The organism is Acetobacter papayae JCM 25143 (assembly GCF_000613285.1).
In the GTDB taxonomy this organism is placed as follows: Bacteria; Pseudomonadota; Alphaproteobacteria; order Acetobacterales; family Acetobacteraceae; genus Acetobacter; species Acetobacter papayae.
This window is the reverse complement of record NZ_BAIN01000026.1, coordinates 1-12,445: the sequence shown is the minus strand read 5'-3', so window position 1 is coordinate 12,445 and position 12,445 is coordinate 1. Positions and strand designations below refer to the sequence as shown.

General features: G+C 59.6%; 14 protein-coding genes. 10 read left to right on the top strand and 4 right to left on the bottom strand.

The features are described 5' to 3' along the window. Nucleotides 1-8 precede the first annotated feature (8 nt). Nucleotides 9-131 carry a hypothetical protein gene (locus JCM25143_RS24710; protein ID WP_267879927.1) on the bottom strand — a complete coding sequence of 41 codons (123 nt, stop codon included), beginning with the start codon at nucleotides 129-131 and terminating at the stop codon, nucleotides 9-11. Nucleotides 132-510: 379 nt separating this feature from the next. Here JCM25143_RS24710 and JCM25143_RS08020 point away from each other — a divergent pair, with 379 nt between their 5' ends. Genes JCM25143_RS08020 through JCM25143_RS08010 form a run of 3 tightly spaced genes read left to right on the top strand, consistent with a single transcriptional unit; the run spans nucleotide 511 to nucleotide 4,617 of the window. Then, the gene (locus JCM25143_RS08020) at nucleotides 511-2,676 is read left to right on the top strand and encodes a GumC family protein (protein WP_025860694.1); all 2,166 of its coding nucleotides are present in this window, start codon (nucleotides 511-513) and stop codon (nucleotides 2,674-2,676) included. Nucleotides 2,677-2,701: 25 nt separating this feature from the next. Next, nucleotides 2,702-3,196 carry a hypothetical protein gene (locus JCM25143_RS08015; RefSeq protein WP_148300055.1) on the top strand — a complete coding sequence of 165 codons (495 nt, stop codon included), beginning with the start codon at nucleotides 2,702-2,704 and terminating at the stop codon, nucleotides 3,194-3,196. 59 nt (nucleotides 3,197-3,255) lie between these two features. Then, nucleotides 3,256-4,617: a glycosyltransferase family 4 protein gene (locus JCM25143_RS08010; RefSeq protein WP_159101617.1), complete on the top strand. Its 1,362-nt coding sequence runs from the start codon at nucleotides 3,256-3,258 to the stop codon at nucleotides 4,615-4,617. Nucleotides 4,618-4,635: 18 nt separating this feature from the next. Here JCM25143_RS08010 and JCM25143_RS08005 read toward each other — a convergent pair whose 3' ends face one another. The 3 genes from JCM25143_RS08005 to JCM25143_RS20765 are packed head-to-tail and all read right to left on the bottom strand — an operon-like array spanning nucleotide 4,636 to nucleotide 6,763. Further along, nucleotides 4,636-5,991: a hypothetical protein gene (locus JCM25143_RS08005; protein ID WP_025860691.1), complete on the bottom strand. Its 1,356-nt coding sequence runs from the start codon at nucleotides 5,989-5,991 to the stop codon at nucleotides 4,636-4,638. A gap of 44 nt (nucleotides 5,992-6,035) precedes the next feature. Further along, the gene (locus tag JCM25143_RS20770) at nucleotides 6,036-6,374 is read right to left on the bottom strand and encodes a polysaccharide biosynthesis/export family protein (protein ID WP_051543076.1); all 339 of its coding nucleotides are present in this window, start codon (nucleotides 6,372-6,374) and stop codon (nucleotides 6,036-6,038) included. Further along, nucleotides 6,371-6,763, bottom strand: coding sequence for a polysaccharide biosynthesis/export family protein (locus JCM25143_RS20765; protein WP_051543073.1), 393 nt, complete (start codon nucleotides 6,761-6,763; stop codon nucleotides 6,371-6,373). The genes JCM25143_RS20770 and JCM25143_RS20765 overlap by 4 nt, the downstream gene beginning before the upstream one ends. Nucleotides 6,764-7,016: 253 nt before the next feature. Between JCM25143_RS20765 and JCM25143_RS07995 the strand changes: the two genes are divergently transcribed. The 7 genes from JCM25143_RS07995 to JCM25143_RS17915 form a co-directional block, all read left to right on the top strand. Then, nucleotides 7,017-7,607 carry a phosphatase PAP2 family protein gene (locus tag JCM25143_RS07995; RefSeq protein WP_159101616.1) on the top strand — a complete coding sequence of 197 codons (591 nt, stop codon included), beginning with the start codon at nucleotides 7,017-7,019 and terminating at the stop codon, nucleotides 7,605-7,607. A gap of 165 nt (nucleotides 7,608-7,772) precedes the next feature. Further along, a complete protein-coding gene (locus tag JCM25143_RS07990) occupies nucleotides 7,773-8,555 on the top strand; it encodes a WecB/TagA/CpsF family glycosyltransferase (protein ID WP_081773524.1) in 783 nt (260 codons plus the stop codon). Between the two features lie 27 nt (nucleotides 8,556-8,582). Beyond that, on the top strand, nucleotides 8,583-9,623 hold the full coding sequence (locus tag JCM25143_RS07985) for an exopolysaccharide biosynthesis polyprenyl glycosylphosphotransferase (RefSeq protein ID WP_081773523.1): 1,041 nt from the start codon (nucleotides 8,583-8,585) through the stop codon (nucleotides 9,621-9,623). Between the two features lie 83 nt (nucleotides 9,624-9,706). Beyond that, the gene (locus tag JCM25143_RS07980; protein WP_035370757.1) at nucleotides 9,707-11,044 is read left to right on the top strand and encodes a sensor histidine kinase; all 1,338 of its coding nucleotides are present in this window, start codon (nucleotides 9,707-9,709) and stop codon (nucleotides 11,042-11,044) included. Further along, nucleotides 11,041-11,331: a hypothetical protein gene (locus JCM25143_RS23830; RefSeq protein ID WP_234395119.1), complete on the top strand. Its 291-nt coding sequence runs from the start codon at nucleotides 11,041-11,043 to the stop codon at nucleotides 11,329-11,331. The genes JCM25143_RS07980 and JCM25143_RS23830 overlap by 4 nt, the downstream gene beginning before the upstream one ends. Continuing rightward, entirely contained in the window at nucleotides 11,253-12,038 is a 786-nt protein-coding gene (locus tag JCM25143_RS17920) for an NADH-quinone oxidoreductase subunit B family protein (protein WP_234395118.1), read from the top strand. The genes JCM25143_RS23830 and JCM25143_RS17920 overlap by 79 nt, the downstream gene beginning before the upstream one ends. 20 nt (nucleotides 12,039-12,058) lie before the next feature. Next, the coding region (locus JCM25143_RS17915) for a nickel-dependent hydrogenase large subunit (protein ID WP_035370754.1) at nucleotides 12,059-12,445 on the top strand (387 nt) is incomplete at its 3' end.

Genomic DNA, 12,445 nt, shown 5'->3' with positions numbered 1-12,445 from the left:
GTCCACCGTTATGTCCACCACGGATTCGGGCGATACGGTCGCAGGTGCAGGTGCAGGTGCAGGTGCAGGTGCAGGTGCAGGTGCAGGTGCAGGTGCAGGTGCAGGTGCAGGTTGGGCGTAGCCAGCGCCATACGGCACCGCAAGCCCGCAGGCACATCCCCCGGCCACACCCAAACGGACGGCCGCCCTCTTCAAGCCCTGAAACACCATGTTACGCAATACCCTGCCTGCACCCTTTAATTTCGTGTGAGCGTGACACTAGCATGCTCCGATACGCAGCAGGATGTCAGAACCATGATACATTCCGATGCCCCGGCCCGGTTCCCGGCCACACTTCTTTGGTGAGTGTAACAGAACTCTTTTATTTTAACATGGTTATACGTTCTTGAGTGTGGCAAGGCGCGCTGATAGAAACATGATGGGCGGACTATCCTTCCAAAGAACGGCACAACTCTGGCTTTCGTGGTGTCCGGGCTGCATCTGCACTCCAGGGGTCTAGAATCAGGAACTATGGTTATTTCCACCAGAGCACGGCCGCCCCGCAGGGAAGGCGTCGTCTATACCCACATTACAACCCGCGATTACCTGAACACCCTGTTTTTCTACCGCAAGATCGCTTTCATGGTCTTTGTGTGGACGATCGTGATCGGCACCGTTATCGGGCTGATGCAAAAGCCCCAATACCGGGCTGAAGCACGGCTGCTGACACTGCTGGCGGGATATTACAACCAGTCCAGCGTGAACGACGGCACCACCAGCCAGCCGGTGGAAGGCCAGCTTGTCAGTATCGAAGCGCAGATTCTCAACAGCTCGGAACTGCACCGTGCCGTGCTCAAGACGCTGCTGGGCCCGAACGCGACCCGCAAGCAGATGAGTGATGAACTGCTGGCCTTCGAAAAACACTTTCATCTGCAGCAGGATGATCTGGCCAGCACGATCAGTCTTTTCTACACCGATACAAACCCCAAGCGCGCAGCCGACATGCTCAACCGCATTCTGGCTGAGTATTTTCTGGAACGCGCAGCCATTTTCACATCCGGCCGGGTGTCCTCTCTGGCCGAGCGGCGCGATGTGGTGCGCTCCCAGCTCGACAAGCTCAACGCCAACATGGTCGCATTCCAGACCAAATACGGCATTGTCAGCATTGAAGACCAGATTGCCCATGCCGTGGCGCTTCAGGGCCTGATCCGCCAGCGCAAGCTCGAAAATAACGGAGCACTGGCGCAGGATCGCAGCTCGCTCGCCTCGCTCCTGACTTCGGCCAAAGACGTGCCCGCCACCATCCTGCTGTTCAGCGACAATGGCGAGGCCGCACGCACGCTCGACACCATGCAGCTCTCGCAGCTCCAGCTTGAAGCCCGCCGGGCCGATCTGGCCTCGCGCTACATGAAGACATCGCCCTTCGTCAAACAGATCGACCGCCAGATCAAGGCGCTGCACGTTGCCATTTCGCAGCAGAAAGAAAAGCTGATCGGCGTCGAACGCTACGGCCATAACGCCTATTACGATACGGTGCAGGACCGGCTTTCGGTTGTCAGTTCCAACATCAAGGGCGAGATCGCGCGGCAGAAGGAGCTGGAAGACCAGCTCAAACTGGCCGATGCCGGACTGCAATCGCTGATTGGCGCTGCCAATGAACTCAGCCAGATGCAGACTGACCGCAATATCCTGACCGAAAGCCTGCGCAGCCTCTCCCGGCAGGTGGAACTGGCCAGTATCGACCGTATTCAGGCTGATTCCGCCAGCAGCACCAACGTGCGTGTCATTCAGGCTCCCTTCCCGCCTGCCCAGCCCATCAACCCGCTAAGCATGTTTATCGCGGCAAGCATTGTCGCGGGGATTGTGCTGCCCGCCCTCACCATTCTGGTTCTGGTCAGCCTGCGCGAGACCTTTCTCAGCCCCGAACAGGTCGAGCGTGTCATTGCTCTGCCCGTGCTGAGCGCGCCGGTGACACCGCGTGCAAAACGCCAGCGGCGGTGGCTGGGGCTGCGTCGGAAAAAACCCGAGGCCACCAAGCTGCCCGGCACCTACCCGTCGCGCATTCTGTACGGCCGCACCATTACCGCCATCGACACCAGCTCCGATGCGCTGACCAAACTGGTGATGATGGTCTCCTTCAACGACAATGAAGGCCTGCTGGAAATCGTGCAGGGGCTGGCGGCGGAGCTTGAGCGCCGCTCCTCGCGCCCCATTCTGGTGCTGGACATGGCCTCCACCCCCGATGCCCCGCCTCTGTACGGCATACCGAACGACAATGGCGAACTGCCATGGCTGTTCGGTGATGGCGAAAGCCGCTCCGACACCCCCGCCCCGGAAGAAGACGCGCTGAAGCTGCTCGAATTCCTGCCCGTAGCAGGACACGACATCATGGTGGCACGCCCGCGTGAAGGCACGCTGACACTCACCCCCCACGAAACCACCACCCTGTTCGATACCCTGCGCGCACGGCATGACTATGTGGTGGTGCACGCACCGCCCGTCAGCCGCTCCTTTATCGGTGTGGAAAACGCCCGCCTTGCCGATGCCACCATTCTGGCCGTGCGGGCGGAGAAAACACGCAAGCCCGTGGTGCTGGGTCTGAAGGAACAGATACAGGAAGCCGGTGGGTGGATTGTGGGCGTGGTTCTGACACACCGCAAAAGCTATATCCCCGCCTTTATCTACCGCTTCCTGTAACGCAGGCATGAAAGGCGGAGCACGCATGACCGCCCCCCTTACGCCGCCCCGGCACACAACCCGCTACACCCTATGGGCGGGGCTGTGCCTTGCACTGCTGGCTCCCAGCCTGATGCCGGACACCTTGCAGGCGCAGGAAGCCATTACCCGGCAGAAACTCGTTATCTATGGTGGGCCGCTGTTCAGGGAGTTTCTGGGCTGCGTGAACTGCGACCCCTATGAAACGGATTCGGTGTGGAACAAGTATTCCCCCCTCGGGTGGGAAAACAGCTATTCCGATTACAGCCATCTTTATGTCTACCGTCAGGCGCATGGGGCCTATTCGGCCTGTGATCCGTTTGCCTCAAGCCCGCCGCGTGTGGTGGACCCCCAGAACAAGTTCTATGGCTATCTCAATATTTCGAAAGTCCGGCCAGAAGGTATCTGTAGCCCGCATGGCAATTCGGCCATATGCGACAGGCTGACCGATATGTGTGAAAAGCGAAATAATATAGACGGCACGGCAAACCTGCCCGATTGAGTCCGGGGAACCCTTCCAGTACACTGGACGTTTATTTAAACATGACATGGCAGGTATGTATGACTGCGTCCCCGGCGGGCACCTCGACGCAAGACGGCAGCACAGCGCAACGCATGAAAATTCTGGTTCTGGCAGAATCCTGCAATCCTGAATGGTTCAGCGCCCCGCTGATTGGCTGGTCGTATTACGAGGCCCTGTCCCGTGTGGCGGATGTGCATCTGGTCACGCGCGTGCGTAACCGCGCAGCCCTTGAGCGTCATGGCCTGAAGGAAGGCCGGGACTACACCGCCATCGACACCGAGTTTCTTTTCAAACCCATGGAACGGCTGGTTCACCTGATCAGCGGCCCTAACAAGGGCTGGGCTATTCTGATGGGGCTGAGCATTCCCTCCTATCTGCTGTTTGAGCGGATCGCCTGGCGGCGGCTCAAGCCGCGTATGCACCAGTTCGATCTGGTACACCGGATCACGCCTGTCAGCCCCACCGTACCCAGCCCTTTTGCGCAGTGGTGCCGCAAGCTTGGTATTCCCTTCGTGCTCGGCCCGCTCAATGGCGGGCTGGCATGGCCCAAGGAATTCCCTGACCTGCGCAAACAGGAAGGGGAGTGGCTGTCCTATTTCCGCTCACTCTTTCGCTGCGTACCGGGTTACCGGGCCACGCGCGATGCGGCCTCCGCCATTATTGCGGGGGGTGAGAGTGCTTACCGGGAAATTCCCAAGCGCTGGAAAAACAAGACCATCTACATTCCCGAAAACGCCATAGACCCACAGCGTTTTCCCCCATCCCCCAAGCGCACTGCGCAGGATTACGCAAACAGGCCGATCCGCGCGGTCTTTCTCGGGCGGCTTGTTCCCTACAAGGCCTGCGACATTCTGCTGGAAGCCGCTGCGGAGCTTCTACGCGAAGGCCGCATGACACTGACGATTATCGGTTCAGGCCCGGAGGAAGAGCGCCTGCGCAAGCTGGTGGCGCAGCTTGCAATCGGGTCGGCGGTTACTTTTACCGGTGAACTGCCCCACCAGCGTGTGGCCGAGCATCTGGTTGGTGCTGATATTCTCACCTTCCCCTCGATTCATGAGTTTGGTGGTGCGGTCGTGCTTGAAGCCATGACCATGGGGGTTGTGCCCGTGATTGCGGATTACGGCGGCCCGGCGGAACTGGCATCGCCTCAATGCGCGTTTCTTGTGCCGCTCAAAGAGCGCGCACCTTATATTGCGGCCTACAAAGCCGCCCTGCACGGCATTGTAGCGGACCCGACCTGCCTGCTGCCGCTGTCCGATAATGGACGCTACCGTGCCGAACACCTGTTCACATGGCCGCAGAAAGTCGCACAGATTGTCTCGGTTTATGAATGGGCAATGGGCAAAAAACCCCAACGGCCGGATTGGGGCATGCCATTCAGGGATGACCCTGCCCCCTGAACAAACACCCTTGGCCGGTTATACGTCCCCTGCTGTGGTGCCCGACGGGCGACCCGGCAAGTTGTTGCCCAAGGCTGTGGGCAGAGCCTCTCCTGCGTGTTCAAGCCGCCTCCGCCTGCCGTGATCATACACCGCAGGGGCAGAACGGTCGAAACCGCCAGCGCGCCACGTATAGGCAAAAATCGCCAGAATAACCGCCGTCTCGCCCGGAGCCAGCGTTGGCGGGTAGAAAAACGAAATAACCAGAACATAGCCAAGATAATCGAACAGGCTATCGAGAAAATCATCATGCACGCAGGTTCTAAGCTTGGCATAAAACAGCATGCCACGCAGTTCGAACAGAATGAAAATTAGCGCGCCGATAAGCCCATATTCAAAGACAATACCCAGCCACGTAATATCCGCCAGAAAGAAGAAATGGTGGAAATAGGCCACCAGCGTATCCTTGCTGGTGGGGCTGAGCGTGCCCACGCCAAAAATCCAGCGTAGGGGCGAATCGCCCAGAAAATTACTGGCTTTTTCCGCCGTTATGTAGCGAACATCAAAGCCCGTATCCCGGCTGGTATTGAACGTGGTGGCAAGATACCCGGTGGAAAACATGGCAACAAAACCAAAGGGCGCGCTGAGCGCCAGCGCCACCCGCACGAGGGGCCGTGACCAGAAAATGGTGTTGACCATGGCCACAATGGTAATGCCAATAATCATGGAGCGGGCTTTGACGATCAGCAACGTAACCGCAAAGGTCACAGCCACACCTGCCAGACAGAAAAGGCTTTTTTCAAAAAATGCCCGGCGGTACAGGTAGAACAGCAGCACCACGGGAAAGAACATCTGCATACGGATACGATGCCCGCGATTATCGGCACTAAAGAACGGGGCCGCACCAAAAACATAGTGGCTATTATACCATCTATTGGGAACAATGGCCCAAAGCAGGATGAGCGTGCCAACAGTCAGCAGACCCAGTATCAGAAAACTGCGCCTGATTTCCTTCAGACTTGGCCGCAGAGTGACAAGCAGCCCCAGAAAGGAAAAGAAATAGAGCATGGGCAGCAGTTTGACCTGCGCCGTAACCCCCGTGAAAAACCCTTCGTCGAAATAGAAGATCGACGCGATGCTAGGTGAAAGCACCAGCCATGTGAAACAGATCAGGATCTGCCGTGTCATGGGAAAACGCGGATAGGATGTCAGCGCGAACACCAGCGGCAGCGACAGAACGGGGAACGCCTTGGACAGCATCCATAACGGACGCAGATTGGCGATGTAATGGAAGGTTTCGCCAAACAAAGGCAGCACGGCCAACAGGCAGAGCATGATTTTCAGCCGGACCGGCGCGGTGGAGAAATAGCTGGCGGCAGAGAAAACCTGTGTCACTCTGCCGGAAGAAGGGGCTGAGGCGTCATGTTGAACAGTCATGACTAACGGAAAAAACCCCCGGAGCCGACATTGTAGTTGATGCTCTGGTTAAACGGCACAATGCGGGTGATATAGCGATCGACCCACTGGTCGGCCTCGACCGACGATGTTTCAGGCACAAAAATGGTATCGGAAGGCTGGAGCGCCACCGACTGCTGGGGGTCGGCCCGGCGGATAAGGGCTGTCAGGTTGACCGAGCGCAGCATAGGCCGTCCATCGGGGCTGCGGCGGATCACCACCACCTCTCCGGTACGGGCGGTATCCATCAGCCCGCCTGCGGCGGTAATGGCCTGCAATACATCCATGTCGCTCTGCATGGGCACGGCACCCGGTTTTTTCACCTGCCCACCACATAAATGCGCCCGGCATAGGTGCGGATACTGACAGAGGCATAGGCATCATCAGTAATGCCCTTGAGCGCCAGCGCCCGGTTGATGTCGCGCCCGGCTTCATCCACCGTCAGCCCCCCGGCCTGAATGGTGCCGACCAATGGCATGGTCAGCCCGCCCTTGGGGTCCACCACCGCCTCGTAATTAAGTTCCGGGTTGAAAGGCATGACAACCGAGAGATCATCCCCCGGTTCGATCTTGTAAGGCGTTTTGGGTGTATCCACCCATGCCGCGATAGTGCTGTGCTTTGCCGCCTGAGGCGCAACCCACTTGTCGGTGCACGCAGCACTGCAAAGAAGAGCCAGCAATGGCAGGCGTGCCAGCAGGCGAAGCAGTGTCATTGAGCGCGGTGCAAAACAGCAGTGCTCCTGAATTCATTCCAGCCGAAACCACACTGCCATACGGCGCAACCACAGTCCGGGCAATGGCAAGCCCATAGACTGGCTATACTATTCGGCTTTATGGGGTTATCAAGCGAACTCAAGCCCATATACACTAACAGACCCAAAAACAGGGTGGGCGGGCCTTTTTCCTGCGCCTGAGCGGCCCTGTGGTGTGGCGTGCGTGGCTTTTGTGGGATCATCCATGGAATTTATGACAGATTTCGGAGATGAGGCTGTCATCCTGCCGCTTTTCCTTGTCGTGACCGTCATGTTCTACGCCATGGGCTGGCAGCGGGGCGGACGAGTCTGGTGTGCCGGTATTGCTGCAATTCTGGGCTGCCTTGTGCTGCTCAAGCTGCTGGGGCTGTACTGGGGAGAGATGTTCGGCTTTGCGGAGCGCCCCTTCAGTATCAGCGGTCATGTTGTCGCCAGCACAGCTGTTTATGGCAGCCTGCTTGCCATTGTGCTGCATTCGCGCCAGCGGGAATGGCAATGGAGCCGCGCTTTACTGCCCCCACTCGTGATTGCGGCGGTCATTGGCTATACGCGCCTGCGGCTACATGCCCACACACAGGCGGAAATTCTCTGCGGCACCGTGCTGGGCACTGCGGGCGCGCTATGGCTTGCACGTTCGCTCCTACCCGTGCCGGTTATGGCCACACGGTATTTTCTGGTGGTTCCAGCCTGTGTGGCGCTGATTTTCCACGGCTACATGCTGCCAGCCGAACCCATGCTGCAGAACCTGTTCCACAACTCCTACCACTGGGCTACCCATTGGGGCAGTCATGTGCTGACCTGGTAAGGGCAGGCCCTCCGGCGCAAGGATTAAATTTTTATGCGGGGCAGAATTCTTGCGAGAGGAAATATCATTTCATCTCAGGATATGCCAAACGTAAAGCATAACCAACCGGCAACGGACCTGTTCCTGTGCCTTATGCCGCCCGCACAGATCCGATGAGAGCGACACATGTCACAGCCTGCCACTGAGTATAACCCGGCCACATTTCCGATGTTCGGACTGGATTTCTCTGTGCTGTCGGAGCAGGCGGTCGCCTCCATGGTGGCGCATACCGTGCGCACACCGGCACAGGGCGTGGGCCTGATCATTACCCCCAACATCCAGCATATCAGCCTGCTGCCCCACAACCCGGCCCTGCTGCACGCCTGCCAGCACGCGACCCTGCTGACCTGCGACGGCTTTCCGCTGTATTACTACGCAAAATGGCGCGGCAAACCCGCGCATGGGCGGGTTACAGGCCGGGGTATCGCCGCCAAGCTGGTAGCCCAGCCTGCTCTGCTGGCTCAGCACCGGCTGTTTATGGTGCTGGATAGTGCAGAGACGGTACGCATCGCACAGGACTGGGCGGCGCAGCACGGTCTGGCCGACCGGCTTGAATGCGCCGTGCCCGCCATGGGCTTTGACAAACGCCCGGCGGATATGGACGCACTAGCCCGGCAGATCGCCCAGCACGGCACCACCCTGCTGTTCATGGGGGTGGGCGCACCACGGAGCGAAATATTCGTAGACCAGTACCGCGCGCTCCTGCCGCCCTGCTGGGCGCTGTGCATCGGGCAAGGGCTGCTGATCGCCTTTGGCTGCGTACCCACACCCCCCGGACTGGTGGAGCGCTTCAATCTGGAGTGGCTATGGCGTATCGTGCTGGAGCCTAGGCGCCTGGTCGGACGTTATGCCTGTTCTGCGCTGGGGTTCCTGAGAGCGGTCATCAAGGATTCCCTGCACCGTGGCTAACACCCTGAACGCGCATGGACGGAAAGGATCCTCCAGTGCCATTTAAAAACAGAGCAAGATATAGCCACAGACGAAAGGTTATCGTTCTGGGGGGCGCGGCCTGACGGCGATCTGGTAGCCAGCAAGCTGTTGCAGATGCCTGACCGCTATGAGGTGATCGGTATTTTCGACGATCGCTGGAAGCGCCTGCAAAGCCAGAACATGCAGCACTGCGTGCCCGTAAAAGGCTCGGTGGATGACATGATCACCCTGTGTCGGCAGGAACTGCCGGACATGATCGTGATTGCCATATTCGACGCCCGCCGCGAAAGGCTGCGCGATATCCTGCACAAGGTTATCGTGCTGCCGGTCGATATCTATCTGGCGGCCGATATTTTTCCGCCCGGTTTTTCCAGCGGCATTCTTCAGGATGACGATCTGGGCCTGTGCCTGATCCCCATCAGCAAAGTACTGCTCTCGGGCGGGCGTTACTGGGTAAAATGGGCGGAAGACAAGATTCTGGCGCTGTTTTTCATTGCCGCCCTGCTGCCGCTCTATATCCTGATTGCCATCCTGATCAAACTTGACAGTCGTGGGCCGGTGTTTTTCGTACAGAACCGCTACGGGTTCAACGACAAGGTTATAAAGGTGCTGAAATTCCGCACCATGTATGTCGAAAAAGGCGATGCCACCGGCGCGGACAGAACCGTTCGTAACGACCCCCGGGTCACGCGTATTGGCCGCTACCTGCGCAATTTCAGTCTGGATGAACTGCCGCAGTTCTTTAACGTCCTGCGCGGCGAGATGTCAGTTGTTGGCCCACGCGCCCACGCCACCGCCATGCGTGTGGATGATGAACTGTATGAAAAGGCGGTGGACTGCTATTCCGCCCGCCACAGGGTACGCCCCGGCATGACGGGGCTTGCACAGGTGCGGGGCTACCGGGGCGAGATTACCTCACGCGCGGCAGCCCAAAAGCGTATCGATAACGACCTGTACTACATCAACCACTGGACACTGGGGCTGGACCTGAAGATTATCCTCAGGAGCATCTATATCGTGCTGTTCAACCGCGAAAACGCATTCTGAGCAGGCGGGCCGCCACGCCGAATTTTCTGGCCCGTGGCGGCAGGCCCCCGTAAACTCGGGGCCGTTACCAGCAGGCACCGACCATGACCCCCGACAGGACGCCCCAACACAGCAAGCCCGTGGAAGAAGACCGCGAGACATGGCTCACCATCATGGAAAAGATGGATGAAACATGGAGCCAGCTTGTTGGCCAGCAGGTGGAGCTGGAACAGAAAAACAGCGCGCTGGAGGAAGCCCATACGCTGATCGCCAGTGTGTTCGATTCCATGTCGGACCTGCTGATCGCCTGCGATACCACGCTGCGCATCGTGCGCTGCAACCGCGCCGCACAGGAAACACTGGCCGGGGGCGATACCCTGATAGGCCAGCCGCTTGCAGCCCTGATCGCCCCGGACTCGCCTATCAGTATCGAAACGCTCTCACGCAGGCTGACAGACCGCCAGCGGCTTGAGGATCAGGGCATTGTCATAAAAACTCCCAACGGAGAGCAGCCATTTTCCGTTAACAGCGCTATCCTGCGTGACAGCCACCACCGCGTATCCGGCATGGTTCTGGCAGCCCGCCCGCTGGGGGAACTACGCCGCGCCTATGATGAACTCGACCGCGCCCATAAAAGCCTGCAAGAAGCCCAGACCCAGCTTATCCATGCGGAAAAAATGGCCTCGCTGGGGCGGCTGGTCGCCGGGGTCGCGCATGAGCTGAACAACCCGATTTCGTTTGTCTATGGCAATGCGCTAACCCTGCGGCGCTTTACAAAGCGGATAGAAACCTACCTGTCCGCCCTGCATGCAGGCCATTCGCCCGAACAGCTTGCCACCCTCCGGCGCGAGCAGAACATAGATGCCGTTCTGGACGAACTGGACGGCAGCCTTGCAGGCATTACGGAAGGGGCTGAGCGCGTGCGCGACATTGTTGCGGACCTGCGGCGTTTTTCCTCCGAGCGGCGCACGCATGATGCAACATTCGACCTCGGGCAGATCGCGCGCAAGGCGGTAAACTGGGTGCTGTCCACCTGCGGGCGCGACATTGCCACCACGCTCGATATTGCCACCCCCCTTGAGGTAGAGGGCCATTCCGGCCAGTTCCAGCAAGTTATCATGAACCTTGTCCAGAACGCGGTTGACGCCATGGACACAACACCCGCGCCGCATCTGCGCATGACCGCATACCAGCAGGGTGGGCAGGTGGTGCTGGATGTTGCCGATAACGGGCCGGGCTTTAGCGATGATGTCGCCCCACGGATTTTCGATCCGTTCTTTACCACCAAGCCCGTAGGCAAGGGCACGGGGCTGGGGCTGGCCATCTGCTACCGCACCGTGCATGAACATGGCGGCACGCTGCGCGCGCAATCCCAACCGGGACAGGGCGCGTGCCTGACCATAACCCTGCCCGTGCCTGCACCGGGGGAGAACACGCCATGACATTTCAGGTTCTGTGGCTCCAGTCCGGTGGCTGCGGGGGGTGCACCATGTCACTGCTCTGCGCTGAATCACCCGGCCTGCTCGGAGCATTGCGGGGGGCGGGGGTTTCCTTCCTGTGGCACCCCAGCTTGTCCGAACAGTCGGGCGAGGATGTGCAGGCCCTGCTTGAGTCCATACTGGCGGGCAAAACGGAGCTGGACGCCTGTGTGTGGAGGGCGCATTGCTGCGCGGCCCCGAAGGCACCGGGCGCTTTCATGTCATGGGTGGCACGGGCCAGCCCATGCTGACATGGGTGCGCGCCCTCGCGGCTATGGCGCGCCATGTTGTGGCGGTAGGAAGCTGCGCGGCCTATGGAGGCATTACCTCGGCCTCGCCCAATATTCTGGATGCCTGCGGGCTCCAATATGATGGCCGCTACCCCGGTGGCGCACTTGGCGCAGATTTTCGTGACCGCACGGGCCTGCCTGTCATCAACATCGCAGGCTGCCCCACCCACCCTGACTGGGTAACCGGCACGCTGGCCCTGCTGGCGCGTGACCAGCTTGGCGCGCAGGACCTCGACCCGCTGGGCCGCCCGCGCTTTTATGCCGATACCCTTGTGCATCATGGCTGCACCCGCAACGAGTTTTACGAATACAAGGCCAGCGCGCGCCACCCCTCCGACCTTGGCTGCCTGATGGAAAACATGGGCTGCATCGGCACGCAGGCGCATGGAGACTGCAACACCCGGCTATGGAACGGCGGCGGCTCCTGCACGCGCGGCGGCTATGCCTGCATCAACTGCACCGCCCCCGAGTTTGAGGAGCCGGGGCACCCGTTTGAAACCACGCCCAAAATCGCAGGTATTCCCGTGGGGCTGCCCACCGACATGCCCAAGGCCTGGTATGTAGCGCTGTCCTCGCTTGCGCGGGCGGCAACGCCTGAGCGGCTGGCGCGCAACGCAACACAGGACCATATTGTCGTGCCGCCCACCAGCCGCCCGCTGCGGCGCTAGGGCGCAAGACAGGAAAGAGCATGTCCGATACCCCGCCCGTACGGCGCATTGCCGGGCCATTCAACCGCATTGAAGGCGACCTTGAAGTGCTGCTCGACATCGCGGGAGACCGCGTGCACGAGGCGCGCGTCAACGCGACCTTGTTCCGGGGTATCGAGCGTATTCTCGAAGGCCGTGCACCAATGGATGCGCTGGCCATCGCCCCGCGTATCTGCGGCATATGCTCGGTTTCGCAATCGCGCGCGGCGGCCACCGCGCTGGCAGGGCTTTCGCAGGCGCAGGCACCAGCCAATGGGCGCATTGCCACCAACATCATTCTGGCCACGGAAAATCTGGCCGACCTCATTACGCATTTCTATCTGTTTTTCATGCCGGATTTTGCCCGCCGGATTATGCACACCACCGCT

What these genes read in the sequence shown, in the direction of transcription:
- JCM25143_RS08020 (WP_025860694.1), top strand. Translation starts at nt 511, where the DNA reads ATGGTTATTTCCACCAGAGCACGGCCGCCCCGCAGGGAAGGCGTCGTC.
- JCM25143_RS23830 (WP_234395119.1), top strand. Translation starts at nt 11,041, where the DNA reads ATGACATTTCAGGTTCTGTGGCTCCAGTCCGGTGGCTGCGGGGGGTGC.
- JCM25143_RS07995 (WP_159101616.1), top strand. Translation starts at nt 7,017, where the DNA reads ATGACAGATTTCGGAGATGAGGCTGTCATCCTGCCGCTTTTCCTTGTC.
- JCM25143_RS08015 (WP_148300055.1), top strand. Translation starts at nt 2,702, where the DNA reads ATGACCGCCCCCCTTACGCCGCCCCGGCACACAACCCGCTACACCCTA.
- JCM25143_RS20765 (WP_051543073.1), bottom strand. Translation starts at nt 6,763, where the DNA reads ATGACACTGCTTCGCCTGCTGGCACGCCTGCCATTGCTGGCTCTTCTT.
- JCM25143_RS08010 (WP_159101617.1), top strand. Translation starts at nt 3,256, where the DNA reads ATGACTGCGTCCCCGGCGGGCACCTCGACGCAAGACGGCAGCACAGCG.
- JCM25143_RS07980 (WP_035370757.1), top strand. Translation starts at nt 9,707, where the DNA reads ATGACCCCCGACAGGACGCCCCAACACAGCAAGCCCGTGGAAGAAGAC.
- JCM25143_RS24710 (WP_267879927.1), bottom strand. Translation starts at nt 131, where the DNA reads ATGGCGCTGGCTACGCCCAACCTGCACCTGCACCTGCACCTGCACCTG.
- JCM25143_RS07990 (WP_081773524.1), top strand. Translation starts at nt 7,773, where the DNA reads ATGTCACAGCCTGCCACTGAGTATAACCCGGCCACATTTCCGATGTTC.